We start from the raw sequence: 24,715 nt of genomic DNA on the forward strand, positions 1-24,715 counted from the left end.
AAGAAAATTTAGCCATAAAAAATGCACCTCCAATTGTTAGACTGTGTCTAACAATTGGGGTGCACTTCAAATTAGTGAAACGGCTTTTTTTTAAGCGTTCAATTCTGTTTTATGCCCTTTTACTACACTACGTTTGAATGCAGTTGCTAATATAGTAACCATACTTACTATACCAATCCAAACGAGTACAGTAACAGGTGTATTCCAGCTTAATCCTTTTCCGAAGAAGAAGATTTCTCTTAAGCCTTCAATCATAAATTTCATTGGTAACCATGAGTAAACCCAGTCTTGATAAAACGGAGACAACATCTCAGGTGCTAACGATAGTAACGGCGCCCCGAAGAATAGTAATAAAGCGAATAAACCGATTCCTTTTAGCCCAACCAATGAAAGTACCGCAGATATCATTAAGAAGAAACTAAAAGAAGTAATGGATAAGAATAGAGCTGTATCCGTGAAGTTCGAAATATTTAACCCTACCATCCCATCCGCAATCCATGTAAGACCAAATCCAATTACAAGTGTCGCAATAGCTCCTGTTACGATTTGGTTTACTTTTAACAGAAAGTTTTCTTTTCTTGAGCTTACTGGCATTTTACTAATCGCAATAAAAATAATCGCTGCACTAGCTAAACTTGCAATCCATAACGGCTGGAACAATGATATTGGTGAGTTACCGTTCGCACTATTTTTGCCGACCTCATTCATATTTTTCACGTTCTTTACAATAGGTGTTACTAATTTCGCAGCTTGATCTGTTGTTAATGTACCTCCTTTTTCCTTATATCCTTCTAATACTTGCGCGCGAACAGTATTGTTCATATTATCAACAATCGCCTGTAATATTTGTCCTGCCATAGTTGATGCAGCCGTATTCATTCCTTGATTAATATATATTTCTATCTCAGGTGAAGATGGCTGTGGTGTTCGTAACGACGCTTGTTTTGCGCTAAATTCTTTCGGGATGACTAATGCCGCGTAATACTCTTTATTGTTTAATCCCTTTTGAACGGCTTCTTTATTTTTTACTTCTACCCACTTCACTGCGGGTTCTTCCTCTGATTTCGCTGTTTTTTTCATGTTATCAACGATCGTTTGCCCCATATTCATTTTCGGTTGATTTGGAATTTCTACACCTTGATCCTCATTTACAATTGCAATTGGCAAGTTTTTCGGCTTTGGTTGAACAGTTGGAAATAACGTTAATGAAAAAATAAAAACAACAAGTAGTGCAATAACTGGTGATAACAATAAAAGTTTATTTTTAAACATTTTCTTTTCTCCTCCCTTAATTTGATCTATAATAACCAACAACGTGTTGTTTATTTATATTTTGAATTATATGTTCGAGTTGAACCTTATACAATAATCAAAAATCGTGAATGTGTTGGTTATAAGACACATTTTCTAAATGTGTTGAGTAAAATTAAGGAGGGATATGCTTTGCGCGATAATAATTTAGATTTGCGTGTTGTTCGTACAAAAACTGCCATACGAAATGCATTGGTGGAGCTAATTGAAGAAAAAGGTTTTGACGCCATTACAGTGAAAGATATTACAACGAAAGCAAACATTAATCGCGGTACTTTCTATGCGCACTATCAAGATAAATTTGATTTAATGACAAAATGCCAAGAAGACATTATGTACGAGTTTTCTAACATTGCTAAACAGAAATTCCCAGAAGTTATTGCTGACCTTGGATCAAATCCTTCTCCAACAATGCCATTTATACTTATCACTTCTATTCTTGCATTTCTAAATGAAAATAGTGATTTTATGAGAGCTGTACTAAGTCCGAAAGGAGATTTATCTTTCCAAACAAAACTGAAAGACTTTATGTGGAAAACATTATTTGAAGATACGAATGGTCCTCTCATTAATAAGGAGAATTTACTTGTTCCAAGCGAATACTTAACTTCTTATATGGCATCTGCGCATATAGGTGTCATCCAACAATGGTTAAATAATGGACAAAAAGAAACACCTGAGGAGATTGCTCGCTTTTTATCAACAATCGCAGTTCATGGACCTTTTTATGCGGCTGGCTTAAAGAAATAAGTCAGCTATATAATAAAAGAACATCCACTATAATAGCGGATGTTCTTTTATTTCATTACAACACTTCAATATACCCTTCTGTTCCATGTACCCGAATTCGTTGTCCTTCTTTTATTAATTTCGTAGCATTCTCTACCCCAACGACTGCTGGTAATCCATATTCACGTGCGATAACTGCTCCGTGCGTCATAAGTCCGCCAACTTCAGTGACTAACCCTTTTATAGACACAAACAATGGTGTCCAGCCAGGGTCAGTAAAAGCCGTAACTAATATATCTCCCTCTTCTAAATTCGCATCTTCCATGTTTAAAATAACGCGAGCTCTCCCCTCAACTACTCCAGACGAAACAGGCAGACCTGCAATGGCGTCAGCTGGGAGGTTTTCTCGTTTATATTTACCTGTAATGATTTCTCCATCAGACGTCATTATACGAGGAGGCGTTAGTTTTTCGTATAATTTATAATCATTTTTTTGTTTATGAATAAGCTCATAATTTAGTTTATTCGTGCGAATAACTTCGTGAAACTCTTCAAAAGTTAGATAGTATATATCATCAACTTCATGAATGACACCGCTCTGCACAAGTTGCTCAGCTTCTTTCAGTAACGCTTGCTTATATATGAAATAACGATTAATCATACCGTATTTTGGATATTCACGATAGCCGATAAAATTACGGATATTACGAATCATTCGCTTCGTTTCTTCTACTTTTTGTTTTCCACCCGATAAGTGCTGTAATCGATCTACTAACTCTTCTTCTTTTTTCAAAGCTTCTTGCAGTCCTTCTTCAAATTTCCGCTTACTCGCACCATATTCAAAATCTCTTATATTATTTAAAATCATCGGGATAATTGTAGTTGGCTTTTCACTCCAGCGCGTTTTCGTAATATCTATTTCTCCGCTACATCTCATTCCGTATTTATTTAGAAAAGTTAGAATAGCATCTCGAGCTTCTTCTCCACCTTTAAACTGAACTAGTTCATTTAAAAAGCTATCATCTTCTACATGTTGTAAATACGTAATAACTTCTTTGTACGGCCGAATCACATCAGCGACATCCATTAATGCTAAACCCATTTCAGATGTAATATTATTTTGTACGGATTGAGAAAGCGTGTCTGCTGCATTTTTTTCACCTAACCATTGCTCCATCTTTTCATTTATCCATGTTGAAGCATTCATACCAGCCATAATGACAGCGATACTTTGCGGGTTAAACAATACTTTCTTTAATTGCTGAATATCTTCCAAAATAAAATCAAGTACGTCCACTCCTGATTTCAGTTGCATATTTTGTTTTAACTCTTCAAGTGATGCTTCACTATTCTTTATTAATTCCGTAACGATTGCTGGATCATTTTCGATTTCTGGTTGCGTGCTTGCAGGTGGCACACCTTTACCAACACTCTTTTCTTTTTCATCATCCGGTAACAATGTAATAAAATTATCTCGCTCGACTACAGTCGTTAATGCATCTCTTATGAGCGGATCTGATTTTCCTAACGTATTTATTAGGTAATCTCTGCTAGCAGGTGATGCTAATCTTTGTGTAGCATCGACAAATAACCTGCCTCCCGCTTTACGCATAGGGGCACTAGTCGTTAACAGGAAAAAAGATAAACCTAATGGTTTCATCGCATCGGTCATCATTTGTTGGTGACCAACTGATATATACACGTGATTTTCCCTATCATTTACTTCTGGAATTGGATATAAAGTCGTAATCGGTCTGCTTTGGACTATATAAATTGTATCATCAACTAAGCACCATTCAATATCTTGCGGACAACCAAAATAAGCTTCGATTTGTCTTCCGATGCGTGCTAGTTGTAAAATCTGTTGTTCAGTAAGTGTTTGAACTTTTTGCTTATTAGGAGCAATTTTCTTTCTCTCTGTTCCGCCTTCTTTTCGTCCATAGATGGCTAATTTTTTCGTTGCGATGACCTTTTCGACGATTTCATCTTCTTTTACCTTATAATTATCGGCAGAAACCAATCCAGATACTAGCGCCTCGCCAAGTCCAAAGCTGGCATCGATTGACAACACCTTCCTATTCGAAGTAATCGGATCCGCAGTAAATAAAATCCCTGAAGCCTCAGGGAAAACCATTTTTTGAATGACAACACATATAGAAACTTGATTATGATCAAAACCGTTTTGCATTCGGTATATAACCGCTCGATCTGTAAATAAAGAAGCCCAGCATTTTTTAATATGCTGCAAAATGTTTTCTTTTCCAATAATATTTAAATACGTATCTTGTTGACCAGCAAACGAGGCATACGGTAAATCTTCAGCCGTAGCACTAGAACGCACTGCATACGCATGTTCATTTCCAAAACGTGAGAGATAATGAGCTACTGATTCCACTACATCAGAAGGGATTTCTACTGCCATAATCACTTCTCTAATCTTCTTACTCATTTCACCAATTTGAGCACGCTCTTCCATTTTCAACTTTGTTAGCTGCTGCAACAAAGTTTGAAGCTCTTCATTTTGCTCGATAGCCTTTTCATATCCTACCGTTGTAACACATAAACCTTCGGGTACTTGTATACCTTGAATGTTTGTTAACTCCCCTAAATTCAAACCTTTTCCACCGACGAGCGAAAGCTGCGTGTTTTCTATTTCCTGAAAATTGAGAACGAAAGAACTCATGTAACATCTCTCCTTACTATGCATGTGTTCTTGATTGTAGCAGTAGTAAATACGAATAAACAGTCTATTTCGAACTTGATTTACATGATATAATTAAGTTAGGAAGAGATATTCCCCCTCTAATTCACTTCAACTACATCACCAAACTTAAACATCCTTTGATTATGAAAAGCATCCTACAAGTAATCGTCTTATTTACTGGATTTATACCAGCTACTGTTATGTAATTTTTATATAGATAGCTATTTTTATAATATGTAAGTAAAACCTCTTCTTCACCTAAATATGAAGTTAACAGCTTATTTTCAATCCTTTCTTTTGCATCTTGCGTTAAGATTGGGCGTGGGATCTTTGTTTGCTCCTGTATCATTTCTTTAATACAGACGAACTGCTCTGGCATACTAGCAAACGGTTAAATATACTACAGTATTTTTCCTATCATTTGGTTAGCTGTTATTGAAGTATATACGTTCGTCTTTTAATGATGATATGTAATGATTGGCTGAATGTTTCTTACACTAATAAAAAAGCCAACTCTCTTAGCGTACAGGGAATCGGCCTTTTCTATGTTAAAAATTGCTTAGCGTACGAAATTCACGTTTTGTTGATGCTTTCCCTCCAAGTAAAAATGGACAGTTTTGTTTGGAGGCGTTATATAATTCTTAAATTGATGGACATATAAATTTAAACTAAATTATATACTCGACACTCTTCACTAAATAAATTTGTATCATATGTATGTTCTATATAAATTTGATGCCATACCATAAAGGTTAGTACTGTCCAAATTTTACGACTATGATCACCTTTATCTGTGCGATGTGCCTCCAGTAAGTTTAATACATATTTTTTATCAATTAAATGTTCGGTTTTACTCTCTTTAATAATATTCAGAGCCCAGTCATACATTTCATCTTTTAACCAATGACGGATTGGCACTGGAAAACCGAGTTTCTTACGATCTAGTACATGATCTGGAACGATACCACGTACGGCTTCACGTAAAATAGCCTTTGTAGTTCTATTGGCAATTTTTAATTCTGTTGGGATTTTAGAAGCTACATCAAAGACTTCTTTATCTAGAAATGGAACACGTAATTCTAGTGAGTGAGCTGTAGACATTTTATCTGCTTTTAATAAAATATCTCCACGTAACCATGTGTACATATCAATGTATTGCATTTTACTTACATCATCATAATCCTTAATTTCATTATACAGTGGTTTGGTTACATCCTTATAGTTAACACTTTTATTGTAAGACTTTATTAACTTAATTTTCTCTTCTTCACGGAAGATCTTTGCATTACCATAATAACGTTCTTCAATTGGTGTACATCCACGCTCTAGAAAGCTTTTCCCTTTAAACCCTTCTTTAAGTACTCCACTTAAAGCTTTTAAAACCGTTCTCCCAGAAGTGGGAATGTATGAGAACATTTTTAAAGAGTTTGGCTCACGATAAATATTATATCCGCCAAATAGCTCGTCTGAACCTTCACCAGACAGAACAACTGTTACATGTTTACGTGCTTCTTTTGCAACAAAGTACAATGGTACTGCTGCTGGATCTGCTAATGGATCATCCATGTGCCACATGATTTTTGGGAATTCATTCATAAATTCTTGTGGTGTTACCAACACACTATAGTTTTTTACTCCTAATTTCTCAGCAGTTTCTTTCGCTACATCTATTTCACTAAATCCACGGTGCTCAAAACCAACAGAGAATGTTAGGAGATTTGGATTTATTTCTTTTGCAATAGAAGCAATAATAGATGAGTCAATCCCGCCAGATAAGAATGCCCCTACCGGAACATCGCTGCGCATATGTACTTTTACTGAGTCATATAATACATCACGAATTGCTCGAATGTGTTCCTCTTTTTTGATATCTGAAGCATTGAAATATGGTTTCCAGTAGCGATAAACCTCTATCTCTTTTCCAATTTCTTTTATGAAATAATGACCAGGTTCAATTTTATTAATATCATTTGTTAATGTTTCTGGTTCTGGTCCGTATTGGTATGTAAAATAATGTTGGAGAGCAGTTGGATTTACACCCTTATCTTGCATTACATGTAGGATACTTTTCTTTTCAGATGCGAAGAAAGTTATATCGTTCTGTTGTGCAATGTAAAGTGGTTTAATTCCAAAATGATCGCGAGCACCAAATAATTTTTTCTCTTGACGGTCCCAAATTACAAAAGTATACATTCCACGAAGATAATTTACACATTCTTCTTTTACTTGGGCATATAATGCAACAATAACTTCCGTATCTGACTGAGTTGAAAAACATGCTCCCTGTTTAATTAACATTTCACGTAATTCTATATAATTATAAATTTCACCATTGAACATAAGTATATAGCGTTCATTATCATATGCTAGCGGTTGATGTCCCGTATCCAAATCAATAATACTTAACCGTCTAAACCCAAATTGAACATGCTCGTCACGAAAATATCCTTGGTCATCCGGACCACGGTGGTATAACAGATTCGTCATATTTTCAAATTGTATTTTTTCTGTTTCTGAATATCTTTTTGCAGTATTATACAAGCACCCTACATAGCCACACATTTTTTTACCTACTTTCAAATTATCTACTCTCTAAAATTTTTATAGTGTAATCCACTTTCAATAAAAGTCAAAAAAATACGCTCGTCAATTAAAGCTTCACAAATAAGTTCTAAGAAATTTAGATAAAAAAGACATTTTTTTGATGATCTAAACTAATTGAAACTTTAATTAAATTATATATCTATAACAAGATAGAGCAATGTTACTTTTTCTATTATAATGATAGATATGTTCTATCTCCCCTCTAATAGTTATTCGAAATTCAATCACTATTTAATTAATTTTCTAATCTGTTCTTTACTTTGTTCAGAAATAGGAAATCCTAATTTTGTAATTTCATTTGTAAGCAATTCAATAAAATTTCTAGTCCCAAACCCAATAAATTTATCTCTACGTAAAATAAGGTTAACTTTCCTACTAATTCTAGGATTTACTATAGGAATTGCTAATACATCATTATCTACAGTAATATCAAGTAAAGTTTTAGAGACAATTGTCACTCCAAATCCATTTCTAACAAGATCAAATAACGATTCGATACTAGAGGTCTCAATAATTGGAGACAAGTTTATTTTTTGTGGTAAACATGTATAATTCAATAACTTTCTACATTCATGACTGTCTGGGAACAAGATTAATGGTAATTTATTCAATCCTGAGAATTGTATTTCTTGTTCATTAACTAGTGAGTGGTTATTTGATACCACTAAAAATAACTCTTCTGTGTATAATGGTATTTTTACAATTTTTTCATCTTCGAATACGTACTCGGAAGAATCAATTGTAACAGCAAAATTAACCTGATTCTGGTTTATTAATTCTAGTATTTCATCTGAACTTATAATTTTTACTGTTACCTCCGGATAATTTTTATGAAAATCTAATAATAAAGTGGAGACTAAGTCTGTTAGTTCGCCAGGCAAAGTGGCAATTGCAATGTTACCTCCTTTTATCTCCTTTAATTCACTGATTTGTTCTTTTACATTATCTAATGCATTAAAAATATTTTTACATTCGTTGGCTAAAATAGAACCAACGTCAGTGATGGCTATTTTCTTTCCCATGCGGTCAAATAACGGCATACCTATTTCGTCTTCAAGAGCTTTAATTTGATGGCTTAATGTAGGTTGCGTAATACCTAGCTTATCTGCTGCTTTTGTAAAATGAAGTTCTTTATAAAGTGTCATGAAATACTCTAACTGTCTTAATTCCATATAAAAATAATCTCCTTTTTAAAAAAATAATTATATTTTTTTGCATATCTTTATTCATATTATAAGAAATCCTTAATTTTTCAGCCTTATAAACGCTCCATACTCTCCCTTTACTGTATTATTGCCTAAATGTTCTATTCCTTCATTTATAAAAAAACGTAACTTTCTCTAATTAAATTTACTAGAGAAAATTACGCTTTTGTTATTTGAGATTCGATAATAATTTTGCTTAGTGGGTATATTTAATATCCTATAGCCTTTCCCTTACAAAAATTTTGTTGGCTATATATGATTTATTTCACCTTTCAGCTTAAAGATTTCTATCTATTTAACAATGAGTACCCTTATTTTTCAATTTCTAAAGGGATGTTGTGACTATAAGTTTGACTAGAGCTTCTAATTTGAAATCCTTCAAAGAAATCAATAGTTAAATTATCATCAAGAAAAGCTAAAGAGGCTTTGTTTATATAAAATGATTTCCAGTTTGTTTGAATTTCTTCGAAACCTACATCTGATTTAATTAATTGTATTCTTACAACCCCATCCAATGGACGCCCGCAGCCTCCCATTTCATATTGTAGAAATCGAAAATGGTTAGGATATTTAGTCTCTAAACTTTCGAAATGTTTAATAGCCGCTTCTGTAACAGTGATATTAATTTGCATATTATTTTCCCGCCTTTTCTATTTTGGATTGAAAGTAGAATAATTCAAGAACTCCCAATTATAAGATTCATAACAAGGTACTTCAAGTACTTCAAGTATTTGAAATTGTACTAAACGTTGTGCACCAGGGAACTTTGAGAGAATATCTTGATCAATGTTCCAAATGATACTTGCTTCTCCTGTGATTTGTAATGTACCACCAGTATTAAAATCAAAAAACAGTAACCCCACATTGGGATTTTGAACAATATTTCCTAAGGTATTGAACAACATGTTTCCTGAGTAATCTGGAAATATAATTGATTTTTCATTAATGACATGAACAAATCCTGGCATCCCACCCCTATGGGAAATGTCCATCTTTCCCTCAAAACTTGCACTTGCAATAATAAAAGTATCGGATTCACTAATCCAATTCTGTTGCTTTTTATTTAAAGTGTTAAGCGGATGAAGTTTCTTATTTACAATTTCTTCAACAGCTTTATATTCGAATCTTCTCGCCTGTATATATTTAGGACAATTACCGAATACTTGTTCAATTTTGATTTCAAAGTTTCCATCTGGATAAACTATCGAAACCTTACCATTTATTCGTATTCTTATTCTGGAAGCAAAATCAATTACTAAAATCCCTACTTCTTTATGTTGTAAAATATTTAGAAATAAAGGGTCACCTTCGTTTATTTTTGTATTGATTTTAACTATGTCGGCTTCAATAGCTTGTATGATACCAGGATTTCCTGCTAAAAATGAACTCCAAACTCTTCCTCTTTGATCCATAGAAGACATCACGAATGAATTCTGTCCATTGAGAAAATTCATGAACTTCTTTGGGAGTGTCTGTTGAATCATTGTACTTGCAGAGTTTGCAATCTTTTGTACACCTAGTAAATCGTGTACAGTACGCTCTCCAGAATGAAAAACCTCCATTTATTATTCCTCCAATCTACTTTGCAATAGCGGACTAGCTAAAACACCTTCAAATAATTAAATGAAATAAAAAACATTGGCTTCCTAAAAAACATAAAGCAAACATTGATAATATAATCTTTGCCATCAACAAGCTTTCATTACTTTTATTAATAAACATAGAAGAATGAAAGCCATTCACTACAAGAAAATAACTTCATTTCACACTAGTCCTCTTTTGCAAAAGCATAATGGATTCAAAGGATTACCTTTAAGTTCTAACCTAAACATATACAGATATCCTTACGTTTAAAACCACGCTTTACAAGATACTTTATATACCCCTTATCGTGAAATTTTTATCTATTAAAGTTACTTATCATTTCGTATTGCTATCTTGTAAAGCAACTTCAGTTTAACTCTCAGTTAACTATTAATCAATTCTATAATTTCTATAGTTAACATAGATGACATCTATTATTTTGAGTACATAAAATATTTATATATTAAGGATAAATTAAATTCGTGAAATAGGAGGCGCCAAAATTTTTTAAGTTAAAAGTAGTTATTTGAGTTTGTTTCTTTATGATTTATTGAAACCTTAATCATAGATACTTTCTATGAAAACGATAGAAATGATTACATTGATAAATAATAGATGCTTTATATAATTAAGTTAAGCTCATGAGCTAGCAAGAAAATGGACAATATCAATTATTTATAGGAGGCAATTTATATGCAAAAAACAGTTGCAGGTATAGTAATTCCAGATAGTAAAATAGCAGTAGAGGCGCAAGAAATTCTTCGTGAATATGGTAACGATTTACTTTGGAATCATTCAAATCGTGTTTACTTATTCGGTGCTCTTCAAGGGAAAAAAGCTAATCTTAAGTATGACGAAGAGCTATTATATGTTAGCGCTCTATTCCATGATCTTGGACTTACAAAGAAATTTAGTAGTCCAGACAAACGTTTTGAAGTAGATGGTGCAAATGCTGCACGTAGTTTTCTGCAACAACATGGCATGGATAATGAGTCAATTAGACTGGTTTGGGATTCGATTGCACTTCACACAACGATTGGAATTGCTGAATATAAAGAACCCCAAGTTTCATTAATTTATTCTGGAGTAGGATACGATGTTATGGGGGATGGATATGACGAAATTTCAGAGGAAATTCGCGAGCAAGTTGTATCTGCTTTCCCTCGAGATAATTTCAAACAAAAAATCCTTCCTGCTTTCCTTGAAGGTTTCGCTCATAAACCTGAAACTACTTTTGGAAACATTAAAGCAGATGTTTGCTCGTTACTTCTTCCAGGCTTTAAACGCAAAAATTTCTGTGATTGCGTTTTACATTCACCTTGGAAAGAATAGTCATTACACTTACGACTGTTAGAAAAAGGAAGCAAAATAAGTTGATTACGATTTTGCTTCCTTTTTATATAAAAATTAGAACGAGCTAATTAATTTCTAATTTAATGTAGTGAAATATTACTCATAAAGATAAAAAGCTTGCCATTTTCATTAATGGCAAGCTTTTTTAAGCAAATAATATCTAATAATAGAAGATTCAATTATGGGGCACCATACATGTCCATCAACCTAAGATTTTGAAGTATCCCCAAAACGAAAATTTCATCCTTTCATAGTTGTACATAGAAATCCAGTTCATTTTTTTACGTGTTGAGAAAGAATGTATTTCTTAGCTTGATAGCGATGTAGTGCTACTCCATCTTAAAAATATTATTAGTTAACACAATATAAAATCATACAGTTAAAGGAGCAATAATCTATGTTAAAACTTGTGCATAACGAGACCCACCCTACATTCTTTGAGCAATTTTTCTTTGAAAATCCTGTTCAAAATGATGTTTTTATAATTGAAGTTAACAAAAAACATTTCTTTTTCGAATATGATGCTGTGATTGATATGATCAAAAAATTAAACTCCAAACAACAAGAATACGTTAAAAGACAGCTGCAAATGTATCACTATTTAAGCCAGGACTTAAGAACTTGTTTACAAGCAATCGCAACAGATTACATAAGAAGAATTTTCGAAGAGAACAAAAAAATAGAAAACTAACGGGAGTTAAGTTCGGGGCTATTGAAACGAAAGAAAAATACTTTTTATAAAATAGTGAAAGAATATGGAGAAAACGAAATGGCAACTAACTTATAACGAATTGAAGCCGAAATTTTCTTAGCGTAGAAAATTCGGCTTCTTTTATATCGAAATTTTCTTAGCGTATATTTTCGTTAAAATGCGGGTAGTACCCCATGCCCATCAAGCTAAGATTTTGAAATACCCCCAAAACGAAAATTCTATATCTCTGTATATAGAAAATGGTTAAAAGTTCAATAAAAAAAGATAAAGTCGATACACATCAAAAAATATAAAGTGCATGACTTTCAATTAACGAGTTCAGTTTTGGGAGAGAAAAGTTCAATTTTAATGCTAAATAATAGTAGTATTAGCAATCTAATTGTTGACAAAATAACAATATAAATAGCATAAAAAAACCGCTCAGATTTTATTCTGAGCAGTTTTTGCATACTTTTTAATGTTTATTCTTCATTATTAAGCCAATCAACTAACTTTGAAATTGTCTCTGCATAATCCTTAATTTCCTTTATCGTTCCTATTACTTGTGTTGTACCCATCTTTTGTTCTTCTTCATCTGCACACTCAATCCACAAGGAACGCTTTAAATTATATTCAAGCCAACCTAATTTTCCTAAAAATCCACTTTCTAATACAGTAGACCAATTTGCCTGAGTTTCTCCGTATCTCTTTTTATATCCATTTATAAAAGCAAAAAATCTTTCTTTATCTACGTTTCCTTCCTCATCTTCAGACCAGTATAATGCAGTTTCAATTAAATCGTGCATTGGATTGACATAACCAGCCGACTCCCAATCTATTAAAACGGGATTATCTTTATTCCATAAAACATTTTTGGGATCCAAATCCCTATGACTAATAACTAAATTTGCTGAAAGTAATCTATTTGCTTTGTTTGTTAACTCACTCCACTCATAAAGTTTATCAACAATTTCAAGCAGTAATTCAACCCATTCAGTATTACTTTTTTGTCCTCCTTGAATGTAATATTTCCATTCTATGGATTGTTCATTGTTCCCTAAATCTTCTTTTATGTGAAGCTCAGAAAAATCTGTCCTATGGATATCAGCGAGTATAGAACCTATTTTTTCACTATGACTACAATTAATTGTATTTGGTTTTAATGTTTTACCCTCTATCCAATCGAAAACAATATAGAATTGGTTATCTATTGTTTTAATAACATCACCATTAATTATTTTAGCTGGAACAGCAGGGACTTTCTCCGATACTAAATTAGCAATTCTCTCTGAATTAATATAATTCATCATTGCATCGGGTCTTATCATAATTTGAGGATTTAAGATTTTTATGGCATATTTTCCTTTATGTGTTTCAATAGCATACATCTTATGTAAAAGACCACCTGATATTGATACTGGAACCCCGGCCATTTCACCAAGTTGTGACTCAACACATAACTTTTTAAATAATTGAATATCAACCATTCCACTAATCTCCTTAAATTTTTTATTCAACTAATGCATGCTTAGTTGAATAAGACATAAACTATATAAATACTTTAACATAAAATTTTGAAAAATCTTGAAATATTTTATTTAAGACACCCGAGCATACTTGCTTAGCTATCTTAAATAAATAACGTCATTTAAAGCATCTTTATATTACAAACGTTATAAAACAAGTGTTTTATTTATTTCTTCATGTCCCTTAAAATGAAAAAATACGCTATTCTTTCTCTAGAATCATAGGAAAGGATGGCGTATTTTTTATGGACCTCTCGCTTTCTGAAGAATTACATCTATTCTCACAAGAATTACAACGCTTTCTATCTCCAGTAGTCCTACAAGACATCGCCAGACAAGTTGGCTTTGTAAAGCGATCTAGTAAATATCAAGCAAACGAACTTATTGCCCTTTGCGTATGGCTCAGTCAGGAAATCGCTAGCACATCACTTACACAATTGTGCAGTCGGTTAGAAGCTTCCACTGGGGTACTAATGAGCCCGGAAGGATTGAATCAACGCTTTAATCCAGCAGCTGTCGCATTTCTAAGAGAAGTCTTTACTTCTCTTCTCACACAAAAGCTCTGTTCCAATCAATCGTTTTCTGCACACATGATGTCTATTTTCAATCGTATTCGTATTTTAGATGCGACGATGTTTCAGTTACCAGATACCTTCGCCACTGACTATCAAGGATCAGGTGGAAGTAGTAATACTGCGGGGGTGAAGATTCAACTTGAATATGATTTACTCAGTGGTCAGTTTTTAAACGTACAGCTTGGGCCAGGAAAGAACAATGATAAAACATACGGTACCATTTGTCTTGAAACCATTGAGAAAGGAGACCTATGTTTGCGTGATCTCGGTTACTTCGATTTAAGTGATCTACAAGCGATTCACGATAAAAAGGCTTACTATATCTCGAGATTGAAGCTGAATACACGAATTTATATCAAGAACCCTGAGCCAAAATACTTCAACAATGGTACGTTAAAAAAGAAAACAGAATACATCCAACTTGATATGACACAAATGATGTCTGGTCTACCCCCTGGTGAAACAATGGAGATCCCCGAGGCATATATTGGCCAAAATCAGAAGCTACCAGCACGTGTCATAATCCATCGTTTAACCGACGATCAAACAAAAACGCGTTTGAAAAATCAAGCAATACGTGAGAAGAAAAAGGGTATTATCATGAAGGATAAAAGTAAGCGTTTGATGAGCATGAATGTATATATTACGAACACATCCCCAGAAGAAGTACCGACTAACTATGTGCATTCCTTGTATTCACTGCGTTGGCAAATAGAGATTTTGTTTAAAACATGGAAGTCGTTCTTTGAAATTGATGAGTGTAAGGACATCAAAAAAGAACGTCTTGAATGCCATTTGTATGGTCAACTCATTGGCATTCTCATCTGTTCCTCTACGATGTTTCAAATGCGACAGTTTCTACTTGAAAAGCAGAAGCAAGAACTAAGCGAATACAAAGCAATTTATATGATTAAGGATTACTTTCCGTTACTGTTCCAAGCAATAGCGATTGATACAGATGAACTCTCGGCGATTCTACATCACCTCTATCAATCGCTTAAAAAGAATAGTCGTAAATGTCATCGTTACAAAAAAATGACCGTCTTCGATATTCTTGGTGTTGTCTATGAAACGACGGTGAATAAAAGACAAGTTGCCTAGCGGAAAAATCACATTTTCATAGGTTTATTTGGCATGTTTATTTTTCCGAAACGCACTAGTCACAGTACAAAAATCAAGATGTAGCTAGGGTTTCTCACCGTTAGCTTGATGGGCATGGAGTAGTACCCCAGCTATCGAGCTAAGCTCATACAATATCAATTATAGTTGAGATCGTTTCTTTTTTCTAAAGGCTACGTGTAAGGAATTTAAAAACCCCTCAGGGATTAATAAATTCCTAAGGGGTTGCCTACGTGATATAACATATTTACAATTATGTTACGTTTAAAATACGTATCTTTTTCATTTACCTTATAACCACCCTATTTAAGTTTATAAGAACTATGCTTTTGAGATAAAAGTCATTACTTGTTTTATAAACTCATAACCAAAATAACCACTAAATCCGAATAGGACTATTGCGGCAAATATAGATACTCTTTTAATAAAGGTTGGATTTAGAAAACGTCTAGTAAAATGAACAAAGCTTAATAAGATCATATCATGCATAAAGATACCTAATAAAATACCTACAGCTATTAATATAAATGTAGATGTACTTGCATTACCTAATGAAGAAACGAGAACCGGGCCAAAGACCCCTATCCAAAATACAATATTAGCCGGTGATATAGCAATCATAAAACCAGATAAATAAGCTGATAATAAAGATTTATTAGGATCTTCTCCATCTATGTTAACTTCCGACTTTGCTTCTTTAATGCTTTCTATTCCAATAAACATTAAAAATATAAAACCTAGGAGCCACATAACTGTTTCTACCCACGGATTGGTTAATACACTAGAGAACCCTAGATAAATCAGGACTATTAAAGATAAATCTACAGTCATTCCTCCTATACCTACAAACCAACCATGTACGAAACCATTTCTCATTCCTTGTTTCGTCATTTGGACTGTCATAGCACCTGCGGGTATTGCTAAAGATAAACCTAACAAAATATATGTGAAAAGTGTTATAATCATAAAAATTCTCCTATTATAAGTATTGTAATAATCAAACCCTTTTTCTTTTTCCTCGGATTCAGCAAATAGAACTAGAGCACGGCGACTTTTCACATTACTTCAAGCAAGCATCAAAAACTCATAAGAAGATAAATGCCTAAAATCCCATAAGATCCTTTACATGTTCAGCATTCTTTTTAGATGTTAATTTTTCAAGTAATAAAAACGCAACATCAAAAGCTGTGCCTGGATTTGATGATGTAATAATATTTCCATCTTGTACTATTAAATCATTTTGTACTATTGCACCAAAATTCTTTAACTGCTCTTTTCGTTTACTCGTTGGATGACTGTATGTGGTAGCTTTTTTACCTACAAGAATTCCACTTTTTCCAAGCGTTAATGATGCAACACAAATACTGGCAATAGGCTTCTGCTTGGCATAAAAATGTTGAATAACATGTAAGAATTCTCTACTGTATGCATCCCGATAAAAACCAGCCTCTTCAAATCCTCCTGGAATAGCTAGTGCATCAAATTCATCTAATTGAATATCATCAACCGTTTTTTCCGGTATGACAGTAAAATTCCAAGTACAAGTTAATTTATTCCGAAGATCAACTGTTACGACCTCGGTTGATCCATCTCCCTCCCATTTATTCCAGCCTAGTACATCTGTAAATACACTAGCTTCTACTGCTTCAAACCCGTCAGCTAATAATAATAAAATCTTTTTCATATCGTAAACCGCCTCCTTCTACCCTTATTCTATACAAGTATAGAAGGCTGACAAATAAGTTCAGTAAGGATATTTGATTGTTTTACTTTATTTTATAAAGAATTTAGGTTATTCTATTTTATAAAAAAAGGTTGGATATTTTATGGATCAAATTGATAAAAAAATCGTGGGATTATTACAGTCAAATGCAAAAATTTCAATGAAGGATTTAGCGGAAGCGGTTCACTTATCTTCCCCGTCAGTAACTGAGCGAGTACGAAAGTTAGAGGAACAACAAATTATTGAAGGTTACCATGCACATGTTTCTCTAAAAAAAATAAATCGTCCAATTTCTGCACTTATACTGTTTAAATCAACAAATTGTAAATCATTATCTAACTTTTGCTACAATCATCCAGATGTACTTGAGTGTTACAGAGTAGCAGGAGAAATTAGCTATATTGTCAAAATAGCAACACATTCTGTAGAAAGTTTAGAACAATTTATTGATGATTCAATGCAATATGGTACGCCATCAACGAATATTGTGTTATCTTCTTATGAAAAAAAGATAATTACTCCTTTTATTAGTGAAGAATAAAAATACTGGTATAATCAATTAACTATTGCTTATGCAGAAGGATAATTTTTGTATGTTATATTAAAAAATAAAGACGTTATATTTTTTTAAAAGGAGTGTAATTACAATGGATTTTTCTAATAAATCAGTGATCATAACAGGGGCTGGAAATGGAATCGGGAGAGGAATTGCTTTACATTATGCAGAAAAAGGGGCCAATGTTATTTTAGCAGATATAGACGAAAAAGCAGGTGCAAAAACAGTTACTAAGATGAAAGAACAGGGTAAAGAAGCACTTTTCGTACAAACAGATGTAAGGCTGGAAACAGATATTATTCGATTAATGGAAGTAGCTAATCAAACATACGGTCAGATAGATATTTTAATTAATAATGCAGGAAAAGAGTTATTCAAGTCTCCTTACGATATTTCGCTAGAAGAATGGGACGATGTAATAAGCACAAACCTAAGAAGCGTTTTCTTGGGTTCACGTGAAGCAGCAAAGTATATGCGTCATAACAAAGAAGGTGGATCTATCGTGAATATTGCCTCTACAAGGGCGATTATGTCTGAGCCAAATTCAGAATCTTATGCTGCCACAAAAGGTGGGATCGTTGCTATTACACATGCGCTCGCAGCCTCATTTAGCGAAGATAGGATTACCGTGAATGCTATTTCCCCAGGTTGGATTGAAACAGGAGATTATTCAAAATTAAGTAAAATTGATCATGAACAGCACCTATCAAAGCGTGTAGGAACACCAGATGATATTGCACGAGCCTGTCTGTATTTAACAGCCAGCGAAAATGATTTTGTTACAGGTATAAACCTTGTCGTAGACGGTGGAATGACGAGGAAAATGATGTATGAGGAATAGGTGGTAAGAGGGATTTTTCAAGGTCTGTTAATAGACCTTGAAAAATCCCTACGGACCTTCCTATACAGCTGGCTCGAAAAAATAAGTCTGCTGCATAGAAAAGCATAATTTAATCAATCTCAATTACATCACAAAACTTAAATATCCTTTGATTATGAAAAGCATCGGTACAAGTAATCGCCTCTGGATTTCTATTAGCTACTGTTATGTATTTTTATAAACCTACATGAAAATATTCAGATGAATCTTTTATTAAGTCATAACCCCTCCTCAAAAAATAGTAAAAACTACAATTGTGAAATCAATATTTTCTGTTTGCACTTTATATAAATTGATATGTCTCCACCTTAATTTTTGTAATCCCCACTAATTTTTTTCTCAAATCCCCCAAAATGGATTCGAGAAATTAGGGAACTATAATGTCGTATTGAAACATATTAAGGGGGATAACAAGTGGACAAGGAAATGAATTATGGAAGTGATTACAAGTTTATTCCAGCAACTTCAATTGAAAGTGGTCATGGCCTCGAAGTATTGCCTGATTTATTTTGCTACACGATTCAAATCGTCAACATATGTTTTGTTGGGAATCCGCATACCGATGATTTTGTTTTAGTTGATGCTGGAATGCCTAAATGTGCAAATGAAATTATCTCTGTTACTGAGAAGCGATTTGGTACAAATAGCCGTCCAAAAGCAATTATTTTAACTCATGGGCATTTTGATCATGTTGGAGGAATAATTGAACTCATTAAGTATTGGGATGTTCCAGTCTATGCCCATCAAATGGAGATACCGTTCTTGACTGGACAACAAAGCTATCCTGAACCAGATCCAACAGTTGAAGGTGGTATGGTAGCGAAAATGTCTCCCCTGTTCCCTACTGAACCGATTGATTTAGGAAATAGCGTAAAAGCACTACCTACCGATGGAACTGTTCCCCATATGCCAGAGTTTAGATGGATTCATACACCAGGGCATACTCCTGGGCAGATTTCATTATTCCGAGAAAAAGACCGAGCTTTAATCGCTGGGGATGCCTTTGTTACAGTGAAACAGGAATATCTATATAAAGTATTTACTCAGGAACAGGAAATAAGCGGCCCCCCTCGTTATTTAACAACAGACTGGAAAGCCGCTAAAGAATCAGTCATTAAATTAGAAGGATTAAAGCCTCTAGTCGCTATTACTGGACATGGGATACCAATGTCAGGTGAATTGCTATCAACGAGCCTCAAAACACTCGTTCAAGAATTTGATAAAATTGCTGTACCTGATTACGGAAAATATATAGATAAAAAGATGCATTAAATGCGGAAATACTTTGTTTATTTTTATATTAATGAATCAAAAAACCAACGAATATTAAGTTTAATATGAAAAAACACTGTACTTAGGCAACATCTCTATTATAAGAATGGAACTACCCTTTATGAATAAAGCTCGATATTCCGCAAATACTATCCATAGTATAAGCCTGCTTCTTACCCAGGTTGTACTTCTTACCATTAAGGGGTGATTAAAACGGGTTACGCTATATAAAAGCATAATCCGTTTTTAATGAAATATTGTATTCCATATACGTTTAAACAATGGAGGAAAATGATGAAACATATTGTTGCCTTATTAATTAAATACACAGCGATAACTGCAGTATTGCTAATCATGCTCAGTATCTTTCAAGGCATTTCAATTCCTAGAGTATTTCTAATTTCTCTTTTTCTTACGGGAACTGCCTATTTAATCGGAGATCTCTTCATTTTACCTAAATACGGAAATGCGATTGCTACAATGGCAGATTTCGGCTTAAGCTTTTTCGGAACTTGGTTACTAACATCCTTGTTTACTAATTTAGATGCTACTCGTAACATTGGACTTTCTTCATTTATAGCCGCTTTAATTATTGGTGGAACAGAAGTTTTCTTCCATATTTATATGAAGAGGCTAGTGCTACGTAACGACGATGAATTAAAAAATCGCAATCATATTCATCATGATAAATATGCTATGGAAATATCAGATGAATATATAGATTCTTCCACAATAAATAAATCCAAGCTTGAGGATACATCTAAAAAATAAAAAAGTGGCCAATGCCACTTTTTTATTTTTGTTTATTAAGCTTGATCAGAATTTCTTACATGTAACGGAGGTGGAACTACCCACCCTTTTTTCTTACTTAAACGTAGCAGAGTTACACCTGCCTGCGCTTTTTTCATATGAAATTGGCCAAATAGCATCCCTACATCTTCTCGAAGACATTTTCCCATCACTTGACTACATGTCACAAGTCCAGCTGCTAATCCTGCAGAAACAGCAGCAGCAATTTCAACATCATTAATACGTGCTCCCGGAGGAATGTCTTCGATAGATGCAACTGGTCGTTCTGGAGGAGCAGGCGGTAAAGCGACCCCATTAATCTTTAAAAGAGCTTTTAATTCTTCTATTTCCGAATTCATATCATTTTCAATTAAGCCTTCTAAAAACTTCTTCAAGTCTTCATCACCTGTATGATTCATAAATACTTGATGGCTTGCAATCGCACCCTGTGCAGCAAGAAGATAGCTCCAAATATCAAATACTTCACCGTAATGTAACGGTTCATTTTGAGGATTTCCACTTAATATACCCATTTTTAAATTCCTACCTTTCGAAAATATCATAATAAATATTGATTTCAATATTGAAATCAAATTTTTAAATATGCTTTTTCCTGCAAAAGATTTTCTACTATGCATGGAAAACACCTTTCCAACACCGCGTGTTTATTGTTTAGGAAAGTAGTTTACAAATTAAATACTCAAAGATTATGAAAGAAGATTATCAATAATCTTTGAGTGAAAATCCATTTACTATAAGGTTTTTTATTTTTATACATATACAAAAGAAATTGATTTACATATTCGCTATATTTTACACTAATTCACTTAGCGATTAGCTCTACCACCAAGTTGTTGTTCAGCCATTGCTACTAAACGTTTTGTAATTTCACCACCAACAGATCCGTTTGCACGAGCTGTTGTATCTGCACCAAGTTGTACACCAAACTCTTGTGCAATTTCATATTTCATTTGATCAAGAGCTTGTTCAGCACCTCGAACTAACAATTCATTACGACTTCCACTATTATTGTTTGCCATCTTATTTCACCTCCGATGTTTTTAATATGCTACAAATTATGAAATAATAATTATCCTTTTTATAGAAATTAGTTTATGAATAAAAATTGATTTTTTTCTTAAAGTAGGGCAAAACATATAAGAAAGAATAACTGATATAACATACTTTCATAACAACACTATGTATACTTCCTAATTCCCTTCAGTAAATAAAAGAAAGATTTCTATTTCACCAAGAGATTAAATAAAATTATGTTTTGAGACATAATCCAAAAGGAGATATGAGATGAAAGCTGTAACCTATCAAGGACCAAATCAAGTACAAGTTAAACAAGTTGATGATGCAAGGTTAGAGAAAAAAGATGATATTATTGTAAGAATTACTTCAACCGCTATTTGCGGTTCTGATTTACATTTATATCAAGGTAACATGCCCTTACCTCAAGGATACATTATCGGCCATGAACCAATGGGAATCGTTGAAGAAGTCGGGCCAGATGTCACTAAAGTGAAAAAAGGCGATCGTGTTGTCATCCCCTTCAACGTTTCTTGTGGACATTGTTTCTATTGCCAACATGAAATGGAAAGTCAATGTGATAACTCAAATCCTCATTACGATTCTGGTGGATACTTTGGTTATACGGAGAAATTTGGTAATCATCCAGGCGGACAAGCAGAATATTTAAAAGTTCCATTTGGCAATTTTACTCCATTTGTTATACCGGAATCATGCGAGCTTGAAGATGAATCCCTACTATTTTTATCAGATGTTTTACCTACAGCCTATTGGAGTGTAATAAACGCAGGCGTTAAGCCAGGTGATACTGTTATCGTCCTTGGTTGTGGACCTGTTGGATTAATGACACAAAAGTTTGCTTGGATGCAAGGTGCTAAACGTGTAATTGCAGTGGATTACTTAGATTATCGGATGAATTATGCAAAAAAGATTAACAATGTTGAGGTATTTGAGTTTACAAAATTCCCCGATATGGGAGAACATTTAAAGGAAATTACACATGGTGGTGCCGATGTAGTTATTGATTGTGTGGGGATGGATGGAAAAAAATCGCCACTAGAATTTCTGGAACAAAAATTGAAATTACAAGGCGGAACTCTCGGCCCTATTCAAATAGCTACGAAAGCCGTAAGAAAATATGGAACGGTTCAAATGACTGGCGTTTATGGTGGCAATTATAATGCATTTCCACTCGGAGCATTTTGGGTTAGAAATATTAATCTTAAAATGGGACAAGCACCTGTCATTCATTTTATGCCAGAACTATTTAAAAAAATAACAAATAAAGAATTTGATCCAAAAGAGATTATTACACACAAAATCCCCCTTGAAGAAGCGAGCTACGGTTATCAAATTTTTAATAATCGTGAAGATGATTGTATAAAAGTCATTCTGAAGCCTTGAAGCTACAATTCATTATTCTTAATGAAAAGATAAGATTACATTTCGTAATCTTATCTTTTTTTATTAAATGCTAAGTATCTATCCCCTATTTTCATCTCACATCTAAAATAGTTATTTTCAAAAATTTTGCATTTTGAGATAATAATCAATTGGTAAAAACATGAATTAAAGTATTAAGTAACCAAACAGCGGACACGATAACAATGTTAACTAACTTAAAAGAGGTGTACTTCATGTTTTATTATAAAGAAGAACTGATTAATATTATTAAGCCGGACAAGCCAGATCCAGCTGCCGCAAAAGTTTTACAAGAAATATTAGGTGGGCATTATGGCGAAATGCGTACAATGATGCAATACTTCTTCCAAAGCTCAAATTTTAGAGGGAAAGAGAAGCAATATCGTGATTTACTTCGAGGTGTTTTTTTAGAGGAAATAAGCCATGTAGAACTTGTACAACATACAATTAATTAACTATTAACTGGATCTGGTGAACCTACGCCAGGAAATGCTGGTATTGACACAGCACCACTTGATGAAGCGGTTAAACATGCAAATCCTCACCACTTTATTGTAGGTGCTCAAAGTTCATTGCCTGTTGATGCAGCTGGCAACCCATGGAATGGCTCTTGGGTATATAGTCATGGAAACTTAATTAGCGATTTATTAGATAACGTAGTACTTGAATCTACAGGTGTACTTCAAAAAACTAGAATTTATGAAATGAGTTCCAATCAAACTTTTAGAGAAACACTTGCATTTTTAATTGTACGTGATAATGCACATCAAAATGCTTTCGCAAAAGCTTTAGAGACATTGGGTGTTGAATGGGGGAAACTCTTCCCTGTGCCCAACTATGATATTAATAAATACCCAGAGTGCAGAAAGTATGTAGACATGGGATTCCATAACGCACAATTTAATTTTAGTTTAGATCCAACAAGAATGGGAGAAATATTCCAAGGTGAATCACCAAGTAGAAACAAAGGAACATTAGCAGTAACTGACCCGCCAAAAGGTTTTCCTGTACCAGAACTTCCTGAAATACCAAATGAGCATAGTCCTGGATTAAAAGATATGGGTCTTTAAGATCATTATGGCCAACTATTGATTCATGGTTGGTCATAGTTATTTATAAAGATTCATGTAAACTTGTTGTTAACATGATAGGATATTTTAATAAATCCTCTTTATTTAAAAGTGGTGTTGATCATATTTCTGCTCCTCTTAATGTTGTTTCTATGAACCATTAAACGCCACTGTATACTTACTTATAATCTCCCTACCTCTATTCACGTATAACATCCCTATATTGTAAACAAAGAGGAGGGACTTGTCCCCCCTCTTTGTTTAATTTTTCTTTAAAAGAATTGCTCCTGCAATCCCTGGGTGTGTCATTTCGAATGGATCTAGAATTAATTCTAAGTCCTCTTGTGACAATACACCATTTTTCACACAAAGTTCTCGAACGGATTGCCCTGTCGCGATTGCTTCTTTCGCAACGCGAGCTGCTGCTTCATAACCAATATGAGGGTTCACAGCTGTAATAATTCCTACACTTTTCTCAACATACTCTTTTAAGCGCTCTTCATTCGCTTCAATTCCTTTTAAGCAATTATCTGTAAAGGCACGGAAACCGTTATTCATAATGCTAAT

General features: G+C 33.7%; 21 protein-coding genes and 2 pseudogenes. 10 read left to right on the top strand and 13 right to left on the bottom strand.

Going from position 1 to position 24,715, the window contains the following annotated elements; genetic code table 11:
- Positions 1-90 precede the first annotated feature (90 nt).
- A complete protein-coding gene (locus QO049_RS28665; protein WP_053512484.1) occupies positions 91-1,272 on the bottom strand; it encodes a YhgE/Pip domain-containing protein in 1,182 nt (393 codons plus the stop codon).
- Between the two features lie 171 nt (positions 1,273-1,443).
- Between QO049_RS28665 and QO049_RS28670 the strand changes: the two genes are divergently transcribed.
- The gene (locus QO049_RS28670; RefSeq protein WP_001205503.1) at positions 1,444-2,061 is read left to right on the top strand and encodes a TetR/AcrR family transcriptional regulator; all 618 of its coding nucleotides are present in this window, start codon (positions 1,444-1,446) and stop codon (positions 2,059-2,061) included.
- Between the two features lie 55 nt (positions 2,062-2,116).
- Here the strand turns inward: QO049_RS28670 and ppsA are convergent, their stop codons facing one another.
- The 6 genes and pseudogenes from ppsA to QO049_RS28700 all read right to left on the bottom strand — a co-directional run bounded on the left by ppsA (position 2,117) and on the right by QO049_RS28700 (position 10,115).
- The gene (gene ppsA / locus QO049_RS28675) at positions 2,117-4,723 is read right to left on the bottom strand and encodes a phosphoenolpyruvate synthase (protein ID WP_284489726.1); all 2,607 of its coding nucleotides are present in this window, start codon (positions 4,721-4,723) and stop codon (positions 2,117-2,119) included.
- Positions 4,724-4,842: 119 nt separating this feature from the next.
- Positions 4,843-5,123, bottom strand: a pseudogene (locus QO049_RS28680) (YolD-like family protein).
- A gap of 284 nt (positions 5,124-5,407) precedes the next feature.
- The gene (gene asnB, locus QO049_RS28685; RefSeq protein WP_246963078.1) at positions 5,408-7,306 is read right to left on the bottom strand and encodes an asparagine synthase (glutamine-hydrolyzing); all 1,899 of its coding nucleotides are present in this window, start codon (positions 7,304-7,306) and stop codon (positions 5,408-5,410) included.
- A 269-nt stretch (positions 7,307-7,575) separates the two neighbouring features.
- Positions 7,576-8,520: a LysR family transcriptional regulator gene (locus QO049_RS28690; protein ID WP_246960404.1), complete on the bottom strand. Its 945-nt coding sequence runs from the start codon at positions 8,518-8,520 to the stop codon at positions 7,576-7,578.
- 344 nt (positions 8,521-8,864) lie between these two features.
- Positions 8,865-9,185 (bottom strand): iron-sulfur cluster biosynthesis family protein, encoded by a 321-nt coding sequence (locus QO049_RS28695; RefSeq protein ID WP_001166648.1) that lies wholly within the window; start codon positions 9,183-9,185, stop codon positions 8,865-8,867.
- A gap of 18 nt (positions 9,186-9,203) precedes the next feature.
- Positions 9,204-10,115: a pyridoxamine 5'-phosphate oxidase family protein gene (locus tag QO049_RS28700; RefSeq protein ID WP_000451621.1), complete on the bottom strand. Its 912-nt coding sequence runs from the start codon at positions 10,113-10,115 to the stop codon at positions 9,204-9,206.
- A gap of 715 nt (positions 10,116-10,830) precedes the next feature.
- Here QO049_RS28700 and QO049_RS28705 point away from each other — a divergent pair.
- Together QO049_RS28705 and QO049_RS28710 are read left to right on the top strand one after the other, a co-directional pair.
- Entirely contained in the window at positions 10,831-11,469 is a 639-nt protein-coding gene (locus QO049_RS28705; protein WP_001174225.1) for an HD domain-containing protein, read from the top strand.
- A 418-nt stretch (positions 11,470-11,887) separates the two neighbouring features.
- Positions 11,888-12,181 carry a hypothetical protein gene (locus tag QO049_RS28710; protein WP_048568568.1) on the top strand — a complete coding sequence of 98 codons (294 nt, stop codon included), beginning with the start codon at positions 11,888-11,890 and terminating at the stop codon, positions 12,179-12,181.
- A 482-nt stretch (positions 12,182-12,663) separates the two neighbouring features.
- Here the strand turns inward: QO049_RS28710 and QO049_RS28715 are convergent, their stop codons facing one another.
- Positions 12,664-13,668 (bottom strand): phosphotransferase, encoded by a 1,005-nt coding sequence (locus QO049_RS28715; protein ID WP_097998659.1) that lies wholly within the window; start codon positions 13,666-13,668, stop codon positions 12,664-12,666.
- Between the two features lie 284 nt (positions 13,669-13,952).
- Here QO049_RS28715 and QO049_RS28720 point away from each other — a divergent pair, with 284 nt between their 5' ends.
- Positions 13,953-15,383 carry an IS4 family transposase gene (locus QO049_RS28720; RefSeq protein ID WP_098295833.1) on the top strand — a complete coding sequence of 477 codons (1,431 nt, stop codon included), beginning with the start codon at positions 13,953-13,955 and terminating at the stop codon, positions 15,381-15,383.
- A gap of 339 nt (positions 15,384-15,722) precedes the next feature.
- Here the strand turns inward: QO049_RS28720 and QO049_RS28725 are convergent, their stop codons facing one another.
- Together QO049_RS28725 and QO049_RS28730 are read right to left on the bottom strand one after the other, a co-directional pair.
- Positions 15,723-16,367: a LysE family translocator gene (locus tag QO049_RS28725; protein ID WP_000587494.1), complete on the bottom strand. Its 645-nt coding sequence runs from the start codon at positions 16,365-16,367 to the stop codon at positions 15,723-15,725.
- Positions 16,368-16,503: 136 nt separating this feature from the next.
- Positions 16,504-17,085 carry a DJ-1/PfpI family protein gene (locus QO049_RS28730; RefSeq protein WP_284489727.1) on the bottom strand — a complete coding sequence of 194 codons (582 nt, stop codon included), beginning with the start codon at positions 17,083-17,085 and terminating at the stop codon, positions 16,504-16,506.
- A 142-nt stretch (positions 17,086-17,227) separates the two neighbouring features.
- Here QO049_RS28730 and QO049_RS28735 point away from each other — a divergent pair, with 142 nt between their 5' ends.
- From QO049_RS28735 to QO049_RS28750, 4 genes are all read left to right on the top strand, one after another.
- Complete coding sequence (locus tag QO049_RS28735) at positions 17,228-17,665, top strand: Lrp/AsnC family transcriptional regulator (RefSeq protein WP_000372089.1); 438 nt, start codon at positions 17,228-17,230, stop codon at positions 17,663-17,665.
- 106 nt (positions 17,666-17,771) lie between these two features.
- Positions 17,772-18,521, top strand: coding sequence for a glucose 1-dehydrogenase (locus tag QO049_RS28740; protein ID WP_000347901.1), 750 nt, complete (start codon positions 17,772-17,774; stop codon positions 18,519-18,521).
- Positions 18,522-18,974: 453 nt separating this feature from the next.
- Entirely contained in the window at positions 18,975-19,832 is an 858-nt protein-coding gene (locus QO049_RS28745; protein ID WP_246960415.1) for an MBL fold metallo-hydrolase, read from the top strand.
- A 294-nt stretch (positions 19,833-20,126) separates the two neighbouring features.
- Positions 20,127-20,603, top strand: coding sequence for a YndM family protein (locus QO049_RS28750; RefSeq protein ID WP_141527078.1), 477 nt, complete (start codon positions 20,127-20,129; stop codon positions 20,601-20,603).
- 35 nt (positions 20,604-20,638) lie between these two features.
- Here the strand turns inward: QO049_RS28750 and QO049_RS28755 are convergent, their stop codons facing one another.
- On the bottom strand, positions 20,639-21,154 hold the full coding sequence (locus tag QO049_RS28755; RefSeq protein WP_002101091.1) for a DUF3231 family protein: 516 nt from the start codon (positions 21,152-21,154) through the stop codon (positions 20,639-20,641).
- Between the two features lie 294 nt (positions 21,155-21,448).
- On the bottom strand, positions 21,449-21,661 hold the full coding sequence (gene sasP, locus QO049_RS28760) for a small acid-soluble spore protein, SasP family (RefSeq protein WP_000002840.1): 213 nt from the start codon (positions 21,659-21,661) through the stop codon (positions 21,449-21,451).
- A 265-nt stretch (positions 21,662-21,926) separates the two neighbouring features.
- Here sasP and QO049_RS28765 point away from each other — a divergent pair, with 265 nt between their 5' ends.
- Positions 21,927-23,060: a zinc-dependent alcohol dehydrogenase gene (locus QO049_RS28765; RefSeq protein ID WP_098289882.1), complete on the top strand. Its 1,134-nt coding sequence runs from the start codon at positions 21,927-21,929 to the stop codon at positions 23,058-23,060.
- Between the two features lie 233 nt (positions 23,061-23,293).
- A pseudogene (locus tag QO049_RS28770) lies at positions 23,294-24,148 on the top strand (manganese catalase family protein).
- Positions 24,149-24,409: 261 nt separating this feature from the next.
- Here QO049_RS28770 and QO049_RS28775 read toward each other — a convergent pair.
- A partial coding sequence (locus QO049_RS28775) for an aspartate ammonia-lyase (RefSeq protein WP_284489728.1) occupies positions 24,410-24,715 on the bottom strand: 306 nt, incomplete at its 5' end.

Origin of the sequence: Bacillus sp. RB3 (assembly GCF_030164735.1) — a bacterium.
Classification (GTDB): domain Bacteria; phylum Bacillota; class Bacilli; order Bacillales; family Bacillaceae_G; genus Bacillus_A; species Bacillus_A cereus.